The organism is Pseudostreptobacillus hongkongensis, assembly GCF_001559795.1.
Classification (GTDB): Bacteria; Fusobacteriota; Fusobacteriia; order Fusobacteriales; family Leptotrichiaceae; genus Pseudostreptobacillus; species Pseudostreptobacillus hongkongensis.
In genome coordinates, this window is sequence record NZ_LOHY01000082.1 from 1 (window position 1) to 20,736 (window position 20,736).

At 24.4% G+C, this 20,736-nt stretch carries 20 protein-coding genes; all 20 read right to left on the reverse strand.

Annotation, left to right across the window (positions count from 1 at the left end; all coding sequences use genetic code 11):
• Window positions 1–176 precede the first annotated feature (176 nt).
• On the reverse strand, window positions 177–971 hold the full coding sequence (locus AYC59_RS03055; protein ID WP_066895086.1) for a class I SAM-dependent methyltransferase: 795 nt from the start codon (window positions 969–971) through the stop codon (window positions 177–179).
• Between the two features lie 17 nt (window positions 972–988).
• Window positions 989–1,426 carry a dUTP diphosphatase gene (dut, locus tag AYC59_RS03060; RefSeq protein WP_066895088.1) on the reverse strand — a complete coding sequence of 146 codons (438 nt, stop codon included), beginning with the start codon at window positions 1,424–1,426 and terminating at the stop codon, window positions 989–991.
• On the reverse strand, window positions 1,410–1,841 hold the full coding sequence (locus tag AYC59_RS03065; RefSeq protein ID WP_066895090.1) for a hypothetical protein: 432 nt from the start codon (window positions 1,839–1,841) through the stop codon (window positions 1,410–1,412). Before AYC59_RS03065 ends, dut begins: the two co-directional genes overlap by 17 nt.
• Before the next feature lie 9 nt (window positions 1,842–1,850).
• A complete protein-coding gene (locus AYC59_RS03070) occupies window positions 1,851–2,552 on the reverse strand; it encodes a class I SAM-dependent DNA methyltransferase (RefSeq protein WP_066895092.1) in 702 nt (233 codons plus the stop codon).
• Entirely contained in the window at window positions 2,549–3,910 is a 1,362-nt protein-coding gene (gene glmM, locus AYC59_RS03075) for a phosphoglucosamine mutase (protein WP_066895170.1), read from the reverse strand. Before glmM ends, AYC59_RS03070 begins: the two co-directional genes overlap by 4 nt.
• A gap of 1 nt (window position 3,911) precedes the next feature.
• Window positions 3,912–4,541, reverse strand: coding sequence for a helix-turn-helix domain-containing protein (locus AYC59_RS03080; RefSeq protein WP_066895094.1), 630 nt, complete (start codon window positions 4,539–4,541; stop codon window positions 3,912–3,914).
• 7 nt (window positions 4,542–4,548) lie between these two features.
• Window positions 4,549–4,791: a DUF1858 domain-containing protein gene (locus AYC59_RS03085; RefSeq protein ID WP_390889583.1), complete on the reverse strand. Its 243-nt coding sequence runs from the start codon at window positions 4,789–4,791 to the stop codon at window positions 4,549–4,551.
• Between the two features lie 76 nt (window positions 4,792–4,867).
• The gene (locus AYC59_RS03090; protein ID WP_066895096.1) at window positions 4,868–5,302 is read right to left on the reverse strand and encodes a hypothetical protein; all 435 of its coding nucleotides are present in this window, start codon (window positions 5,300–5,302) and stop codon (window positions 4,868–4,870) included.
• A gap of 38 nt (window positions 5,303–5,340) precedes the next feature.
• Window positions 5,341–5,820, reverse strand: a complete 480-nt coding sequence (locus AYC59_RS03095) for a hypothetical protein (protein WP_066895098.1) — start codon at window positions 5,818–5,820, stop codon at window positions 5,341–5,343.
• Window positions 5,813–6,562 (reverse strand): HAD family hydrolase, encoded by a 750-nt coding sequence (locus AYC59_RS03100; protein WP_066895100.1) that lies wholly within the window; start codon window positions 6,560–6,562, stop codon window positions 5,813–5,815. Before AYC59_RS03100 ends, AYC59_RS03095 begins: the two co-directional genes overlap by 8 nt.
• Before the next feature lie 66 nt (window positions 6,563–6,628).
• Window positions 6,629–7,225, reverse strand: a complete 597-nt coding sequence (locus tag AYC59_RS03105; RefSeq protein WP_066895102.1) for a hypothetical protein — start codon at window positions 7,223–7,225, stop codon at window positions 6,629–6,631.
• Between the two features lie 115 nt (window positions 7,226–7,340).
• Window positions 7,341–9,338, reverse strand: a complete 1,998-nt coding sequence (locus tag AYC59_RS03110; RefSeq protein ID WP_066895104.1) for a transglycosylase domain-containing protein — start codon at window positions 9,336–9,338, stop codon at window positions 7,341–7,343.
• The gene (gene rlmN, locus AYC59_RS03115; RefSeq protein WP_066895106.1) at window positions 9,322–10,383 is read right to left on the reverse strand and encodes a dual-specificity RNA methyltransferase RlmN; all 1,062 of its coding nucleotides are present in this window, start codon (window positions 10,381–10,383) and stop codon (window positions 9,322–9,324) included. Before rlmN ends, AYC59_RS03110 begins: the two co-directional genes overlap by 17 nt.
• Before the next feature lie 118 nt (window positions 10,384–10,501).
• Entirely contained in the window at window positions 10,502–11,194 is a 693-nt protein-coding gene (gene rph / locus AYC59_RS03120; RefSeq protein WP_066895108.1) for a ribonuclease PH, read from the reverse strand.
• A gap of 54 nt (window positions 11,195–11,248) precedes the next feature.
• The gene (locus AYC59_RS03125; protein WP_066895110.1) at window positions 11,249–14,185 is read right to left on the reverse strand and encodes a UvrD-helicase domain-containing protein; all 2,937 of its coding nucleotides are present in this window, start codon (window positions 14,183–14,185) and stop codon (window positions 11,249–11,251) included.
• Window positions 14,176–16,665: a PD-(D/E)XK nuclease family protein gene (locus AYC59_RS03130; RefSeq protein WP_066895112.1), complete on the reverse strand. Its 2,490-nt coding sequence runs from the start codon at window positions 16,663–16,665 to the stop codon at window positions 14,176–14,178. Before AYC59_RS03130 ends, AYC59_RS03125 begins: the two co-directional genes overlap by 10 nt.
• Before the next feature lie 156 nt (window positions 16,666–16,821).
• On the reverse strand, window positions 16,822–17,007 hold the full coding sequence (locus tag AYC59_RS03135) for a hypothetical protein (protein WP_066895113.1): 186 nt from the start codon (window positions 17,005–17,007) through the stop codon (window positions 16,822–16,824).
• A gap of 182 nt (window positions 17,008–17,189) precedes the next feature.
• Window positions 17,190–17,381 carry a 50S ribosomal protein L32 gene (gene rpmF / locus AYC59_RS03140; protein ID WP_066895115.1) on the reverse strand — a complete coding sequence of 64 codons (192 nt, stop codon included), beginning with the start codon at window positions 17,379–17,381 and terminating at the stop codon, window positions 17,190–17,192.
• Between the two features lie 116 nt (window positions 17,382–17,497).
• Window positions 17,498–19,561, reverse strand: a complete 2,064-nt coding sequence (ftsH, locus tag AYC59_RS03145; protein ID WP_066895117.1) for an ATP-dependent zinc metalloprotease FtsH — start codon at window positions 19,559–19,561, stop codon at window positions 17,498–17,500.
• Window positions 19,545–20,735 carry a tRNA lysidine(34) synthetase TilS gene (gene tilS, locus AYC59_RS03150; protein ID WP_066895119.1) on the reverse strand — a complete coding sequence of 397 codons (1,191 nt, stop codon included), beginning with the start codon at window positions 20,733–20,735 and terminating at the stop codon, window positions 19,545–19,547. The genes ftsH and tilS overlap by 17 nt, the downstream gene beginning before the upstream one ends.
• Between the last annotated feature and the right edge of the window lies 1 nt (window position 20,736).

Sequence of the window (20,736 nt, forward strand, 5' to 3'; positions counted from 1 at the left end):
CATTTTGGTGTGGATTTTTCCATTTAAAAGTGTTATTTTATACCTTTTTTATTATATTTTTTGATATTTAAAAAGAGTAGAATTTAGATTATTTAATTTCTAATTTTCTACCCTTTTTTTATAGTTAGAGCTATTTTTTATTGCAACAGCCCCAATCTATTTTAATATACTTATCTTTAGATTTTACTATATACTGCTATCATATTATTCGCTTTTCTTATTATATATGCTAATGGTTTTAAGTATATAGGCATTCTTTCTTTCATCTTATCTGTTATATTTTCAATTTTTTCAAATCTATAATCATTACATAAGTCCACAAAATCTTTTTCAGATTCAACTCCCCATTTAAAAGGATTCTTCATCATTTTATTAACTTCATGTCTTTTTTGATTTTGTACTAATCTAATACTCATCAATTCTAAAATTAAATGTACATTTACAAATCTTTTAGCTATTTCATCAAAAAGAAATTTAACTTCACCTTTTCTAAAATATGGTAAAACTCCTTCAACAATTACTAACACATTATTTTTATCATCTATTTTATCTATCCAAGAAAAATCTAATATAGAATTTGCAATATCAATAACCCTATCTTTCTTTTTTATATATTTAGATCTTAGGTTTATAACATCTTCAAAGTCAAGATTATACCATTTTATTTTACCATTATCTAAACGTTCAAATCTATTATCTAAACCACACCCTAAATTTAAGACAGTTATATCCGTATATTTATTTATAATCTCATGTGCATAATTATCTATGATTATAGTTCTTGCATTACATCCCCAAATATTAAATTTACTCTTTATCTTATTTTCATAATCATAATCTATAGAGTCTATTATTTTAATTGCAGTCTCATCTATAAATCTAGGATTTTTACTCTTACTTTCAATGTATCTAGAATATAATGGAATTAACAAAGTTTCACTAACGCCTTCTAATTTTACTTTTTCTTTCATAACTATTCATCTCTTTTCTATTTAGTTCCTGTACTTCCAAATCCTCCATGACCACGTTCAGAATCATTTAAATCTTCTACTTCTTCAAAATCTGCAGTAATATATGGCGCTATAACTATTTGTGCTATTCTTTGAAAATTTTCAACTACATAATCAACTTTACTATGATTATATAAAGCTACCATTATTTCTCCTCTATAATCAGAATCTATTACTCCTACTTTATTTGAAGGAGCTATACCATTTTTAAATGCTATACCACTTCTTGCATAAACAAGTCCTACGTATCCTTTAGGTATTTCCATAGAAATACCTGTTTTTATCATTACAGTTTCTCCTGATTTTATTAAAGTATCACCTTCCATGCAAGCATAAAGATCAGCACCAGCTGCTTCTTGACTTCCATAAGTAGGTATTATAGCCTTAGTATTTAATTTTTTAATTTTCACCTTCATTATCTTCTCTACCTTTCTTAGTTGTTATCTTCTTAATATCTTTAAATAGAGTCCAATAACCAGCTAATATACCTAAAAATATTAAAATTATTATAGTCAATTCACTTCTTTTAAAACCTATCATTCTTTCAAGAACAAAGTATATTCCTAATAATAGAATTACCGGAGATAATATTGTATAAGCAAAACCTGTTGCAAAAGATAAATATTTATGTAATCTATTCTTTTTAGAATAACTGTTTCTTTTCTTTTCGTTTTCTATTATATCTTCTCTTATTTCATCTCCATCTTCATCTATACTAGTTTCAAGATAACTTTGACTAAGTCTTTTTCTTTCATCTTCAACTGATTCAAATTTAGTATTTGATAATAATTCACTAAATTCAAATTCTTTTAAATCCTCAATTTTTTTCATAATTGCCTCCTATTTTTTACACACTAAAAATATTCTAGATTCTCCATATTCAGAATTTCTAGCACTATCATATATTTCAAATCCTATTTTCCTAACTTCTTCTAGTATCTTATCTGTATCAAAAATAGTTTTTTCATGTATTTCTGTATACTTATTATACACACCATTTTCTTTTGCAAATATAACCATATCTATAATATGCTTAAATTTAGATTTTTTATCATGTTTCATTATACAAGTATATTCCTCTGTATCATCTATAAATAAATCATTTTCAAACATTTCATCAAATATACCTTCTTCAACAAAATCAAATATGAATATACCCTCTTCTTTTAAACTTTCATATACTAATTTCAAAAAGTTAATAAACTCTTTAAAACTATTGAAATAATTTACAGTATCAAAATTACACATAATAAAATCATAATCTTTACCTACTGAATTTTTAGTAATATCAATCTTATTAAACTCTATATTTTCATATTTATTTCTAGCTATATCTAACATATCATCTGATATATCAAAAGCATGAACTTCATGACCATCTGCTGAAAATAAATATGAAAGCTTACCAGTACCACAACCAAGGTCAGCTATTTTTAATTTAGAATTCTTATTAATATATGTTTTTAAAAATTTATACCATGAGTTATAGTCTACAAAATCCATAAACTCATCATAAATATGTGCAAATTTTTTATGTATCATAGTAACTCTTCCTTAACTTTTTCTACTACTTCATTTAAAATTTTATCTACTATTTCATCAGTTTTAGCTTCAACCATTACTCTTATTAAATTTTCCGTACCTGATGCCCTAACTAAAATTCTTCCATTTCCATATATTTCTTCTTCTTTTTCATATATAAAATTCATTAAATTTTCATTTTTATCCCAGTTAAATTTCTTTTCTTTATCAACAATAACATTAATCATTTTTTGTGGCCATAAAGTAACTTCTTTTCTTAACTCACTTAATTTTTTACCTGTTTCAATAAATGCTTGCATTAATTGTATACTACTTAATATTCCGTCTCCTGTTGTGTTATAGTCAAGCATTATTACATGTCCTGATTGTTCTCCACCAAGATTTAAACCTTGCTCTCTCATCTTTTCAAGAACATATCTATCTCCAACATTTGCTCTTATTAATCTTATTCCGTTTTCTTCTAGATATTTTTCAACCCCCATATTACTTTGAACAGTCGTTACAACTTTATTTGAATTCAACATATTTTTCTTTAATAAATTCATAGCTATTATACTTATTATAATATCACCATCTAAAATTTCTCCTTGTTCATCAACTGCAATTAATCTATCAGCATCACCATCATAAGCTATTCCCATATCAGCTTCAAATACTTTTACTGCTTGACACAATTTTTCAGGGTGTGTTGATCCACATTTTAAATTAATATTCTTACCAGTCGGTGTATTATTTATTACAACAACTTCTGCACCTAAATTTTGTAAAACTTTAGCTGCCACCCTATATGAAGCTCCATTTGCTGTATCTACAACAACTTTATATCCTGAAAAAGAAGTCTTAACTGTAGATTGTAAGAACTTTCTATACATTTTCATATCATCTTCAACATATATAAATCTTCCTAATTTTTCACCACTTGCTAAATGTTGCATTAAAAATTCTCTATTATCCATTAGGCTTTCAATTTCTTCTTCTACTTCATCATTTAACTTATATCCTAAATTTGAAAATATTTTAATCCCATTATCTTTTATAGGATTATGTGAAGCTGAAATCATTATACCTGCATCAGCATTTAATATTCTTGTAAGATAACTAACACCCGGTGTTGGTAAAACTCCAACAAAATCAATATTAACTCCCATAGAAGTAAGTCCTGCAGATAAAGCTGATCTAATCATATACCCTGAAATTCTTGTATCTGTACCAAGTATAATTTTAGGTTTAGACTCTCCTTCTTTATTTTTCTTTAAATAATATCCTAAAGCAAGTCCAAGATTAGTTACTAAATCTATATTTAAATCTTTATTAGCTTCACCTCTTATACCATCTGTTCCAAAATATTTTCTTGCCATATTACTTCCTTTCTTTAATTTCAAAACTTCCTGAATAAATTCCTATTATTTCTAATTTTTTCTGTTCATTCTTATTTAAAAGTTGACTTTTTTTATTTTTTTCTATATATCTAATAATTATTTTATCATCAATTTCTTCAAGTATTGCAATATCTATACTATCTTTATACTTTAACAAGTAAACCTCATTATTATATTTAAGCTCATTACTAAATTCAAAAAATATGCTAATCCCTTTTTTAAACGTAGGTTCTAAATCTGTTGTTAAAATATATACATAAGCTAAATTTTCTACATTATACATTGTATTAATCATTATAATTTTTTTATCAGAAAAATCATATTTAAACCCTTTATTAGTATATTTACCTAAAAGTTTTATTCCTTTTTCTTCTTTTTCTATCAAATAACCTCTTCTATATATTTCATATTTTTGTATAAGTAACATATCTTCTTCAGATATTTTTAATATCCTAATTAAATCTTTCAAAAGATTTTTTGAAGGACTTTTTTTATTATTTACAACATTACTAATATACTGGGGCGTTACAGATAAAATTTCTGCTATTAAATGTTGACTCATATTACTATTTTTTAAATATGTAGATATTATTTCTCCTGTTGTACGCATATATCACCTATCCTTGAGAATTCTTAAGCTTTTCTTCCTCTTCTTCAGCCATTTCTATAATCATATTTATTTCTTCCAATATTATATCCGGATCTAAACCGTGTAATTCTATACCTTCTCCTATAGTTTCAGCACTAGAAATTATACATCCTCCACATCCTAGCCCATAACGCATTAATATATGTGCTACTATAGGATATTGCTCTACCACTTCATCTATATTCATGTCTTCATGAACTCTTATTTTCACATTATCACCTCATAGCTATATTATACACTTTATATATGTTTTTGTAAATAAAAAGGTAGATTTTAACCTACCTAAGTTATCTATACATATTAAATATTTTATATATTTGATATTTTGAAAAATATGTTAGAGGAATACATCCTAAAATTATTATTAATCCAAGTATTATATTATTTCTTACATATGGTATTAAACTAACAACACTTAAAATTACTCCTAAAATTATTATGTATATAACGATCCAAACACATAATTTACCTATTTTTTGAATAAATGTTGGATTTTCTAATAACATTAACCTAGAAATAACTGTAAGTAAATTATCTATTAAACTTACTCCTGTAAATATTGCAGCTATTAAAAGTAAAATATATCCTAAAAATAAGGCCAGATCATCATTAATTCCTATCCCTAAATATTTCAAATCTTCAACAAAGCTAAGTGGGAATCTTTGGAAAAGTAAAATAAATATTAACATTTTCATAATATCATACATTTTTAATTTTTTCATATTTCTCCTTTGTAAAAAGGCTACATTTGTAGCCTTTATTATTTTATTTCTTCTGTTTCTTTAATTTCTGTAGCTTCTTCAGCTTTACTTTCTTTAAAACTAGTTGATTTTTTACCTGAATAAACCTCAAATACAGTTATAGCTAAAACTCCTAATATCCCAACTAAAACTAATATTATACCCCAAGAATATGATAAATTCTTAGTTATTAAACCACTAATAATACCCCATTTTTCTGTAAGGTTAGAAATTTTACCTCTAATAACAAATAAAATTGAAATAGTTAAAATAAGATTTAAAACATTAAATATTATACCTAATTTATCTTGTAAATTTTCATTTAAATAAATAGGGTAAGCTGAAAGTAATACAACTAATAATGCAGGTATTAAACCTTTAAACCCAAAGTTAATTAATGTTAAATATAGAGTTGTATCCCCAATATTTAATGAAAGTAATGGACTTAAAATCCCTATAGCTGTTAAGGCTAAAAATCCTTTTTTTATATTTTTAATCATTCTTCTCCTCCAAATTAAAATATTTGACTGTTCCATCTAAAAGATATATCATATCTTTTCTTTCAACAACAATCTGTATTCTTTTCTTAAGATCTTCATCACTTTGTATTTTTTCGAAAAGTCTTTTTGCTGGATTAATTGCAACAGGATAACCAACTTTGATAAACATACCAAGATCCCCTGTAGTATCTCCATAAGCATAAGATTTTTCTAAATCTATATCATATTTCTTTACAAAATCATCAATAGCTTTAAATTTACTACCACTATCCCACATAGGCGTTAATTCCCCATTATATCTTCCATCTTTATCAGTATGATAAACTGTTGCTATATAATCATGTGCATGTAATTTTTTAGCCATCTTTTCAACTAAAAACATTGGTGACCCTGAAATAATAATAACTAAATGACCAAGTCTTAAATGTTCTTTTATTTTTTCTCTTGAATAAGTATAAATTTTTTCTGATTTTTGTTCTATGACACGATTTGCAACATAGTCAATATCAGAATTAGGTATTTTACTTAAATACTTTATATAATTATCTACTAATTCATCAAGATACTCATCATAAGAACCACGACGTTCTTCCCATTTTTGGAACTTATTCTTAATTCCACCAACAAAAGTAGCTTCATCAATAAAATCATATTTTATAAGCATCTTAAAGTGCTCTATAAGCAATGAATTTCTAAATATAGTTCCATCAACATCAAAAAAAGCAGCTATTCTTTTAGACATAAGCACCTCCATATTATTAATATTATACATTATATCATTTAAAAATTCAAATCATATAATTATCGTCTATTTGTGTTTTTGTTTTTCAACGCTTCCATCTTGTAAATATCTTGTATATTCACCTACTTTAATATTATCCTTATATTTCCCTTCTTCATAAGAATTTTTAACACCTTTATTGTAGTATTCTATTAAATAGTCACCTTCTTTTTTAGATTTTACATATCTACCTAATTCTATTACTTCACTATCTCCTGATTTAAACATAGCTACATAATCTCCGTCTTTAAATCCATTTACATACATACCTACTTCATTGCTATAATTATCATTTTCAGTATTTGAATTCAAAAAATCTATACCATAAGATAATACATATTCTCCATTTTTAACTCCATTATTATATGTACCTGTTTCAAGCTGCCAAACTCTTATTCCTTCGGATTCATTTTCTTCAGATTTATCACAACTATATTCACCAGTTTTTTTACCTTTTTTATATGTACCATTTTCTATAGAACCATCTACATATTCTATAGTATAATCACCTTCTTTTACTCCCTTAGATATCTTAACATTTTCTTTCTTTATAGCTACATCACAGAAACTATATGAAAGTACTGAAAAAATAAGAAACAAGAATATATATATTTTTTTATACACAGAACCAACTCCTTTCTTGTTGGTATATTTTACCTATGAATTAAGAAAAAGTCAATACAAAAAAACATATACCCTAAAACTTACTATTATAAAGTTTCTGGGTATATGTATCTAATTAAAACTCTTCATATATAATATTTTCGTATTCTATTGGTTCAGTACCTTTTATAAATAATGCTTCACGCGAATTATTACCATCACTATCAAGTAATCCCGTCTTTAAATCTATTACTTTTTTAATAAGTTTTCCATTTGATAAATTATCATCTATAAATTGGAACTTACCTATATCAAAGTTACTAAGATTTGCAACTATTTGCATGTAGTTTTTCCATATAGGAAGTGCAGCACTTGCTCCTGACATTCCTCTTCCCATAGATTTATTATTATCATTTCCAACATAAACTACAGTAACTAATGTAGGTGTATATCCAGTAAACCATGCTGATACATAATCACTTGTTGTACCTGTTTTACCAGCAACTGGAACCATTTTACCATTAGCATAAAGTTGAGCCCCTTTACTTCCTCCATTTTTAACTACAGATTGCATCATATGAGTTACAAGAGCTGCATATTCTGGCTCTAAAACTTTTTCTTTTTTTGTTTCAGCTTCATATATCACTTCACCAAATTTATTTTCTATTTTATATATAAACTGAGGTTCAACCTTTTCTCCACCATTAGCTATTATAGAATAAGCCTTTGCCATATCTAAAGGTGATAAAGTTATAGATCCTAATGCTACTGTTAGATCTTCTGGAACTTCTTTTCTATCAAATCCAAAACTTTCCCAAAGATTTGTAAAGTTTTTAATTCCTATTAAATCTAATGCCTTAACAGCAACAACGTTATCTGATATTTCTAATGCTTTTAGTAAAGTTAAATTATTTCTATATTTTGCATCATAGTTTCTTGGAGTCCACTTACCAAAAGTTGTAGGTGAATCCTCAAGAGTAGTTGCCATCGTATAATTTTCTAACATATCTGCTAAGTATATAAATGGCTTAAATGAAGATCCTGGTTGTCTTTTAGCTCTCAAAGCTCTATTAAAGTCTCCTTTAATATAGTTTTTACCTCCAACCATAGCTTTTACAAACCCATTACTTGGATCTATAGAAATTAAAGCTGCTTCAAGTTCTGATCTTCTATTCAAATTACTATTAGTTGCAAAAGCTTTATATGCAGCTTTTTGCATATTTATATCCACAGTTGCATATATTTTATAACCATTAAATAATAATTTTTCATCTTCTTCTGTTTCTATATTAAGAATTTTTTTAACTTCTGATAAAATTATAGTAGTAAATTCTGGTGCAATATTTGTACTAGAAATTTTTTCTTCATTATTTTTATTTATAGTAGTCCTATTAACAAAGGTAATTTTTTCATCCTTTGCCTTATCATATTCTTCTTTTGTTATAGCCTTATTTTCATACATTAATTTTAAAACTACTTTTTGTCTTTGTAGCGCATTTTCAAGTTTAGAATACTTAGTTGGCGATTTAGGTATAGAAGCCAGTATAGCTGCTTCACCTACAGTTAAATCTTTAGGTAGTTTATTAAAATAATTAAGAGATGCATTTTTTATTCCATAAACTCCTCTACCAAAATTAATAGTATTTAAATATAGCTCTAAAATTTCATCTTTAGTTAACTTTCTTTCCATTCTAGTAGCAAGAACAGCTTCTACTATTTTTCTTTTTAAAGTTCTATCTGGACTTAAAAACACATTTTTAACTAATTGTTGAGTTATAGTAGAACCACCTTCTCTACCTGTTTTAGTTACATTTAAAATTAAAGCTTTTGTAAGTCTTATATAGTCTAGCCCATTATGTTCTCTAAATCTTTTATCCTCAACTGATATAAAAGCATTTTGAACCATTTCTGGAATCTGATCTATATCTATTGGATCTCTATTTTCTATAGTAATTAAATCTAATTGATTACCATTTATATCGTATATTACTGATGGAGTTAATGGCTTGTAATTATTAATTAATTCAGGAGGGTACTTTTGATTAACCTCATGAATAACATAAACTAAACCTAATCCAAAAATAACTACTAAAGATCCTATAAAAATCGATAAGTATTTAATTATTTTTTTCATTAATTATTTCCTCCTTCTTAACTTTTAATTGGCCACAAGCTGCTTGTATATCATCACCCTTAGTTTCTCTAAGAGTTACATTAAGATTATGACTAACTAAATAGTTATAGAACTCTCTTTGTTTTTCACGACTAGGTGTTACATAAGGTTTTCCTTCAACCTTATTATATGGTATTAAATTTATTAAATGATTAAATGATTTCATAAATTTAACAAGTTCTACAGCATCTTCTTTTTCACAATTAAAATCATCTATCAAGATATATTCAAAAGTTATTCTATTTTTAGTTTTTTCTTGATAATTTATAAGTGATTCTTTTAATTTAGCTAAAGGATTAGCTTTATTTATTGGCATTAAAGAACTTCTTTTTTCATCATTAACACTATGTAATGATATTGCAAGTTTTATTTGCTTTTCATCTATAGTAAATTTATTAATTTCATTTATAAGTCCTGAAGTTGAAATAGTGAAATTTCTTTTAGAAAAATCCTGTCCTTCTTTAGAATTCAGCATATTGATAGATTTTAATACCGCATCATAATTTAAAAAAGGTTCTCCCATACCCATAAAAACAACATTAGATATTTTATCATTCTTTTCTCTTAAGAATTTTTGTAAATAATAAAATTGCATAAGTATTTCTGAACATTTTAAATTTTTCTCAAATTTCATCATTCCTGTTGCACAGAAATCACATTTTAATGGACACCCTACTTGAGATGACACACATATACTATACCTATTTTTATATTTCAAAAGTACTGATTCTATTAATCTTTTACCTGGTAATGAAAAAAGAAATTTTACAGTTTGTTTATCTTTTGAAACTTGGTGTGTTATATATTTTAAAGTTCCTATTTCAAATTTTTCTTTTAATTTTTCTCTTACTTCTTTTGATATATTAGTAAATTCATCAAAATCAAAAACCAACTTTTGATGTAGCCACTGATATACTTGTTTTGCATTAAATTTTTTAAGACCCATATTTAAAAACTCTGTTTCGAGTTCTTCTAAATTCAGATCTAAAATATCTATTTTTAACATTTTGCACCTACTATTTATATATTATTTATCTTTACTTATTTTAACATATCACAACATATTTTTCAATTATATTTAATTAGGAAAATATTAGAAAAGCTACCATTAAGGTAGCTCTAATTTATAGCTTAAATAATATGTCAAAAGCATTCTTAGATATTTCTATAAAATCTAATAAATCTTGATGATTAAATGTCATCCCTTCACCAGTTCCTTGAATTTCTACAAATTCATTATTACTATTAACAACTATATTCATATCAACTTCTGCACATGAATCTTCACTGTATTCTAAATCTAATAAAATTTCTCCATCAACCTTACCAACACTAATTGCTGCAACTTTAGAAATTATAGGGTTTTCTACTAATATATTTTCTTCCATTAATTTATTAATAGCTATTTCTAAAGCTAGATATCCTCCTGTTATTGATGCTGTCCTTGTTCCACCATCAGCTTGTATCACATCACAATCTATCGTTATAGTTCTTTCACCTAGTTTTTTCAAATCAATAGCAGCTCTTAAAGCTCTTCCTATAAGTCTTTGGATTTCCATCGTTCTTCCAGTTAATTTACCATTATTTGATTCTCTTCTAGTTCTAGTATTAGTAGCACGTGGAAGCATAGAATATTCTGCTGTTATCCACCCTTGATTCATTCCCTTTAAAAATGGGGGTACTTTATCTTCTACAGTAGCATTACAAATTACTTTTGTATTACCAAATTCTATAAGTACAGATCCTTCTGGATATTCTATATATCCTTTGGTTACTTTAACCTCTCTCATTTCATCATTTCTTCTATTTTTTCTCATAACATTTCCTAACTTTTTTATTTTTATTATACCATATATTTAATTTTTTTTGAATTATTGCTCTAAAGGTAAAATTTCAGTATAAACTTCATAATCTTCAAGATATTCTAAAAGTATATTTTTATAGTTTTCAAGTTGTTCTTTATACTTAGGATTTTCTAAAACTTTTTCTCCTGTTTTAAAATCATAAATATATGCTTTTTTAGAACTATCATCTATTAATAATAAATCTATTTTATACATTTTATATTCATCAAACTTATCATATATTTTAAATTCAGAATATCTTTTCAATTTTTTCTCATACAAATATTTATACTTAAACAAATTATGTTCTATTAATTCTTCTACTCTTTTAAATGAATCAACACTCAATAAATTACCGTATTTCTTTTTAACTGTATCTTTTGCAGTTTTAGCATCCCCGTCATACACTTCAAAGAAATAGTGTATTGCACTTCCTTCTTTTTGTTTATTAACTCTGTTTAAACTAAATCTTTCATTATCTATTTCCCTATATTCTGTAGGTTTAAAATATTTTATATACTTAGTATAATCTTTAGTTTCTTCATAACTTTCTATACTTTCTTCTATATCAAGTTTTCCATAAATAGTCTTACCATAAAGTATATCTTCATCTTCAATGTGATAAATAAATAGATTTTCACGTGCTCTAGTATATGCAACATAATTTAAATTATAGTGTCCATCTTTTTCATTTTTAGTAAGATTATCATAAATTTCTTTAATACCTATTTCATCTAAATATTCAAGAATTTCATCTTTATAAAACACATTAGTACAATCTTCTAATATATTATATATCCTTTTAAAATATTTAAAATCTAGATAATAAAAATCTTCTATATTATATTCATCATCATATTTAACATATTTATTTTTACCTAATTTTGACTTGAAATCATTAATAGTATATACATTTTTAAATTCAAGCCCTTTAGAAGCATGTATAGTCATTAATTGAACAGAATTTTTTTCTATAACTGGTTTTCTATTAGATTTATTATTCTTTAGATGATTATAGAAATCTGTAAGATTTTCAAAAGTTTTCATTATACTAAAATATTCATTCAAATTAACTATATCAACTTTATTTGGATTTTTAGATCCGTAACCAAAATATTTTAAATACTGAGTTGAAAAGTCAAAAATATTAGAATTAATTGAATTAACTTTTTCATAATTATCCAAGAATTTTTTAAAATTACTAGGCAATTCTTTTTCTCCATTAAATATTTTTTGTATATCTCCTAAAGTATATGAAAATATTTTACTTCTTAAGAATTCATATTTTTTAACTTCATTTTTTGTAACTAAATACTCAACTAATCTATTTGCATCAGCTATTACAGGTAATGCTAAAAAATCAGCTCTCGATGATAAAGAATATGGTATATTTTCTTTTTCTAGTAAATCAGCTACCATTTCAAGTTCTTTATTACCTCTTAAAAGAACAGCACTATTTGCATAATCTCCATTTGCTTTAATATCCTTTACCATTTCTTTAAATTCTTTATTACTTAATTTTTCTTTTTCTTCATCAGGTAATGTTCTTGGTATTGATTCTTTCACAATTTTTTTTATTTCAACATAACCTCTATTTTTTTCTTTTTTGCTTGATTCTATATTTATATAGTTATACCCTTGTAAGTTAGTGAATTTTTCATTAACAAATTCTATAATTTTTTCTTCACTTCTATAACACATATCAAGATTTTTAACTATAGTATCTTGACCTAATTTAAATTCAAGTTCTTCAAATAATTGCTTATATCCTCCACGCCATTCATAAATACTTTGTTTTTCATCACCAACACAAGTTACATACTTAGCTTTATTTATTAATAATTTTAATAATTTAAACTGTATTATACTTGTATCTTGGAACTCATCTATCATTACTACATCAAACTTACCACCCATTAACTCTTCAAAAGATTCAGTTATTTTATCATCTTCTACTAATTTTAAATTTTCATCATATATATGAGATAAAGTATAATAAGTTATATCATTATAATCAAGAATTTTTTTTCTTTTTTTTAATTTAAATTCTTCTTCAAATAATATTGTAGCATTAGCTACTAAATCATTTGTTGCTTTTATCATATTATTCATAGATATTTTATATATTATATTTATAAGGTCAATAAATACCTCTTTATTTTCAGCTAATTTTGACATCTGTTTTCTTGATCTTCCGTCAAAAATAGCATTCAATTTTTTATTAGTAAACATTTCATCAAATATTTTAACTACTGAATCATAATCTAAATCATGTATTTTTTCAGATAATTTATTAACACCAGATGTTAATTTATACCCTTTTTCTGAAGAATATTTATCTAACAGTAGATATTTTAATTCTCTAATTATTTCTTCTTCACTAAAAGGTAGTTCTCTTATCTCTGTTTGTAATATTTCTGTTTTATTTTCAGTAAATTTTTTAATTTCTTTCTTTATATCTTCTATATTTTTATCTGAAAATTTATACTTGAAGTCTTTATTTTTTATAAGTTTCAGGACAAGTTCTTCATAAAAGGCTGTTTCTTGCTCACTATTTTCTTCAATCAAATCATATTCATAAATAGATAATATAGGTTCTGATATACATGATTTAAATATAGTTGTAACAAATCCATCTATAGTATGTATTCTTATGCTATCTTTATTTATTAGCATTTCTTTATATATCTTAGATAATATTTCTACATCAGTATCTTCAATCACATAACCAAAATTAAATTCTATATTTTCTTTTAAACTTTCAGCTTCACCTTTATTAGTTACTATTTGATTAATAAAATCAAAAATTCTTTCTTTTATTTCAAAAGTAGCCTTATTAGTAAATGTCATAACAAGTATAGTTCTAAAATCTATACCTTTTAAAAGATAGTATATATATTCCAATGATAATCTATATGTTTTACCAGTTCCAGCACTAGCTTTAATAACCGTTTTTATTTGCATATTATCACCTCTTTATAATCTGAATATCTATTAGGCTTACCTACTTCATAATTTTCTTTTTTACTAATCATATTAGATAAAACTTCTATTATATGCTCATTATTAATATTTGAACTTTCATAATCTATTTCTGTAAAATAGTTATCATTGTCTAAAATAAACGATAAAATTAATTTAATTTCTTTACAATTATCATCTTGAGACATAATAGAATAAAGTTTAACCTGATTACTATATTCTTTTTTTCTTTCTTTTTTAAATTTACCTGTTTTAAAATCAATTATATATGTAGATTTATCGGTAGTTATTATTAAATCAGCTATACCTTTTATTTTAATAACTCTATCTTCATCTAATTTAACTTTATAACTTAGTTCTTTTTCTATTTCTATTTTTTCAATATTTTCATGTAATAATTCTTTTTTTAATTTATATAAGAATCTAGATATTTTTTCATCTATATCACTTAAATATTTATACTCTACATATCTTAAATATTTTTCTAAAAATAGTCCTTTATATTCATTTAATACTTCATTAGAAAATTTATTTATTTTATCTTTTGAAATTTCTATTTTATTTTTATTTTCTTTTATATGCAGCATGACTTTTTCCATTAATTTATGTAACATAGTACCTATATGATTAACTCCTACACTATCATCATATATTTCATTTACATCTATTCTTTTTGATAAATAATAATCTGATTCTGAATGTAGTAATCTAAGGAAAGCACTTACGCTTATTTCTTTTATATCAAAATTTTCATCATATTTAAGCCTATCTTGATCACTTAGATATATTTCATTTTCATTATACTCTATATTATCTTTATCTAATATATTTTCTAACATACTAGCTCTTTCTGATACACTAATTTCAAATTTTTCTGGTTCTAAGCCATATGTATATATTAAATCTGTTATAAATGGTAACTCTTCTTTACTTTCTTCTTCATTTTTAATATATGATATGTATATTTTATTTGTGTTAAATATTAATTTATAGTAAATATGTAGTACTTCAAGCATCTTATTTTCTTTTATAGGTAATCCTATTTCTAATCTTTGTCTAATAGACAATATGTTAGATACTTTAATTTTAAAGCTATCTTGCATATTAATTAATGCTAATTTTTCTTTTTTTAAACTTGATAAATTATTTATACTTTTAACACATACATTAACATTATCTAATTTAATTTTTACTTTTTTAGCATCAAAATACTTAAGTAATAAAGTTAAATAATCCGTAGAAAAATTATCTAAAAAAGCAAATTCTAATGTATTTATTTCAGTTAATGCCTCATAAAATGAATATGTTAATTCAAAATTTCTATCTTTTTCAGAAACATAATTTAATATTTTTACAAGGTATTCTACTATATCTTCAAACTTAGTTGCATTACTAAATTTATCAAGAATTTCTAATTGTGGATAGTTTACACTATTTTTATATTTATTCCCTGATTTATGCTCTCTTTTTATGTCTAATATAACTTTTTTATCTATATCAAATATATTTAAAAAATCTTTTATGGAATAAAGAGTATATATATCAGAAATCTTATATCCTAATTCTGATTTATTTTTTATAACATTCAATATACTCTTAATTATTCTATAATTTATAGTATTTGACAAGTTAAAATTACTACAAGTTAATACTTCTTCCTGATTTAAAAATACATTTTCTTTTTTTAGTTTATTTTTTGTATTTTCATCTTTATCATAAAATATTTTAAAATCTTCACTATGATTAATAAGAGATATATTTTGTGAAAATTTATCATTACATTCAATTATTTTTATATTCTCTTTATTTAAAACATTTGGCAAACTTATTCCTCTTAATATATATTTATGCATATCATAATCATTTTCAGATACAGATAAAGATATAACTAAATTTGAAATTTTTTCTAAGACCTCTATTTCAAATTTTGTAAATGAAAATTTATCAACAAATATTATTTTTGAAAAATTTGAGATATATTTATCATTAGTATATGAAAATAAAGGAAGTAGATATCTAGGCATTCTCTTAGTTTTTTTTACCTCTTCTATCATTTGCTTATGTATATCAAACATATCTTTTATCTTTTCTTCTTGCCAAGAATATAGATTTAAATTTTCAATTTCTAATTTAAAATCTACGCATTCTTTCATAAAAGAATAATATCTATAAGCTATATCTATACAATCAAAATATTCATTTATTTGTAGTTTATTTTTTTGTTCATTAGTTAAAGAATTATAATAGAAAACTGTTTCTTTTTCTTCTTTTAATACTATATTATCACTTAACAAATATCTATCCCAAAATTCTGATTCTGTTATTAATTTGTATTTAACAAATGGATCCCTTATATTTTTTTCTAATTCGTTTTTATCATTTGAATTAGAAAATACATATAAGGTATTATCTTCTAAGTCATTAGCTATATCATAATTTAACCCTTTAAATTCAAATTTCATAAGTACCTTCTTTTTATATTAAATTCTTTTCTATATTATACCATTTTTATAATTTTTATACAAAAAACACTCCGTATATTTTTACAGAGTGGTTAATTATTTTCCTTTATAAAAACTATCATAATTTAAAATATATCTACGACTTCTATTTATTCCTTAAAATTTTAATATTTTTAATTCAACTAATTTATTAAAATATCTTCTTACTATTTCTGGAAACTTATTTGAAATTTTAGTGGCTTCATTATTTGTTATATATCCATTTATAAATATAAAGTAATGTATTAAATTTAAGAATTCTTTTTCTTTTTCAAATTTTTTATACCACAATTTATCCCACATTTCTTTATCATATCCATTAAAATTAATTTCATTATTATCTTTATTAATTAAACTAATCGTATCAAATATTATACTACTTTTTTAGACATTAATAAAAAAACACAATAAAAAAACAGCCTCATTTATAGGGACTGCTTTATTCTTTATTTAGTTTAAAATCTAGTATTTATAGTACTTTGTAACTATTCAACTATTTCTTCAACTGTTGATTTAAGTACTTTTCTTCCTCTATATTCACCTGTTTCAAGATTTAATCTGTGAGGTCTTCTTACACTACCATTTGACTCAACAACAAAGTGAGGTGCTGATATTGCATCATGCGCTCTTCTCATGTTTCTTTTAGCTTTTGAAGTTCTTTTCTTAGGTACTGCCATTTTGAGCTCCTTTCTACATAATTTTTAATTATGCCATTACATGTAATTTGTATTAATACTTATATATATTACCTAATTTTTAATGATTTGTCAAGTAAAAATTACTTACTTATTTATTAATTATACTTTTCTAACTCTTCATTACTTAGTTCTAAAACTTCTTCTACACTAAGACCTGAAACAACTGCTCTAATTTGATATCCTGTAACAGTTTCTTTTTCTTTTAATAAATCTGCTATATTTTGTAATTTTTCTTTATTATCTTTTAAAATTTGTAATGTTTCTTCATATTTAGATTTCAATAATTTTCTTACTTCAATATCTATTTCACGACTAGTTTGGTCACTGAATTCAGAAACAAATGATCCTTCATTACTATTTTCATAATTTATTGGTCCAAGTTCTGTATTCATCCCTACTCTAGTTATTAATAATCTTGCAAGATCTGTAGCTCTTTTAATATCAGAATATGCTCCAGTCGCTATATCATCCATCATTAATTCTTCAGCTGCACGTCCTGCAAATAAAACATTTATTTCTGCAAGTATCTGATTTCTTGTTCTACCTAAAGTTTCCTCCGGAAGCGGCATCATATATCCACCTGCATCTCCTCTAGGTATTATTGTAACTTTATGAACCTTATTTGCATCTTTAATCATACTTGCAACTAATGCGTGTCCACCTTCATGATAAGCTAACATATCTCTATCTCTTTGGCTTATTATTTTACTTTTTTGACCAAGTCCCATACCTATCTTATCTACAGCTTCATCTAGATCTTCCATAAGTATAGTATCAGAATTTCTTCTAGCTGCTAATATTGCTGCTTCATTAATTAAGTTTTCAAGATCTGCTCCAACAAATCCTGGTGTTATTTTAGCTATATCTTCTAGTTTAACATCATTATTAAGTTTTTTATTTCTTGTATGTACTTTAAGTATAGCTATTCTTCCTTCAACATCTGGTGCTGAAACTTCTATTCTTCTATCAAATCTTCCACCTCTTAAAAGAGCTGGATCTAATACATCTGCTCTATTTGTTGCTGCCATAACTATAATTCTTTGGTCAGTTTCAAATCCATCCATTTCAACTAAAAGTTGGTTTAAAGTTTGTTCTCTTTCTTCATTACCTCCACCAACTTTACCTTGATTTCTACGTCTTCCAACTGCATCAATTTCATCTATAAATATTATAGCTGGAGTTTCTTGTTTTGCTTCTTTAAATAATTCTCTTACTTTTAAGGCCCCTGCCCCTACATAAAGTTCAACAAATTCAGAACCTGACATACTAAAGAATGCTGCTCCTGTTTCACCTGCAACTGCTTTAGCAAGTAATGTTTTACCTGTTCCTGGTTCACCTAAAAGTAATATACCTTTAGGAACACGTGCCCCTGCTTTTTCAAATTTAGATGGATCTTTTAGAAATTCAACTATTTCTTTTAATTCTTCTTTTTCCTCTTTAAGTCCCGCTACATCTGAAAATTTAACATTAGGTTTTTCACTTATTTTACCATTACTCTTACCTATAGAAAATATACCTCCAGATCTTCCAGAAGCTGATCCTCCCATTATACTTCTATTCATATATACAAAGAATCCTATCATTAATATTAAAGGTACAAATCCTAAAATCCAACTAATTATAGCTGTTGCTACAGGTTTTTCATTAACATTAACGTCTACACCTTTTTCAGTTATAAGGGACATTAAATTAGTATCTTCTCCTAATCTTGAAGTTATTTTATTAGTAGTAAATACTTCTATTTTACCTTCACGTTTTTTAATTCCTTCAATATTATCTTGATTTTCTCTTACAGTTGTTATTTCACCAGTTCTTATTTTATTTGTAAACTGTGTATAAGTTATAGGTTGTCTTTCTTCAAAAAAGTTAGACTTAGTTCCAAACATTAAATATATAGTTAAGAATATTATAGTAATAGCCATAAAGAACATTCCTGGCTTAATTCTTATAACTTTTTTATTTTTATTTTTTTTAAGATTTTCTATTTTATTTATAAATTCTTGAAACTCTTCTTCTTCATTTCTTTTTTTAGATTTTTCTTTATCTTTTTCTTTTTTATTTTCTTCATTTTCTGTATTATTTGAAGGTTCATTTTGATCATTATTTTGATCTTCAGTTACTTCTTCATCTTGAAGTTCATTTTTATCTTTTTCTTCCATTTTCTCTCCTAATATATATACAAAATTGTCCAGAATTTTGATTTTTTTCTTTAAAATTAATTCCTACCATTATTATTTTATCTTCAACTAAAACTATCGGCATTCTATTTCTTTCTAATTTATCTATTTTATTATCAATAAATATTTTTTTTATTTTTTTATCACCTAATTTATCCCCATTTTTCCTATTTCTAACCTTAAAAATAGTATCTTTTTTTAAATATTCCGAACTATAGATATTATACTCATAATCAGATTTTTTTTCAAGTAGATTTAACTTAGTATATCCAATGTAATAATTTTCTATTTTTATCTCTTCGCCATATTTCAAAACATATTCATAATCTAAATTATTTATTTCATCTTTTTTTATTATACTAAATTTATCATAAGATTTATATGCTACATATTCATTTCCTAAATCTATGATTTTACTTTCATTACTAAAATATATTTTATAAATATCATCTATTTTTCTACTACTAATTTTTATATTATATTTTTTAAGTTTTTCTATTATCATATCCCTTATTTCATCATTTTCATTAATCCTAGATAATTTAACTATATTATCAATAAAAGATGTATTTATATCTTCAAATATAGGGAAAACTAAATTACGAATTTTATTTCTACTATAATCATTTTCAAGGTTTGTTTTATCAATTATATAATCATTACTTACTTGTTTAAGTACATCTTCTTTTTTTATGTATAGTATAGGTCTTATAATATTACCTCTTTTTACTTTTATACCATTTAGTCCTTCAAGATGTGTTCCTCTAATTATCCTAAAAATTATAGTTTCTGCATTATCTGTTTTATTATGTCCTGTTGCAATTTTATTAAATCCTATTCTTAGTCTTTCTTCTTCTAATACTTTATATCTTAAATCACGAGCAACACCCTCTGAAAATTTATCCATTTTAATATCCAATATTGAATAATTTGTATTATATTTATTTGCAATAAATTTAACAAATTCTATATCTTTATAAACATCATCACGAATATTATGATTAACATAAGCAAGATGTATTTCTAAATTATATTCATCTTTTATACTTAATAACTTTTCAAATAAGAATACTGAATCAGGTCCTCCTGAAAAAGCTATTAGTATTTTATCACCTTTATTAATCAAATCATTTTCTTTAATAAAACTTAAAAACATT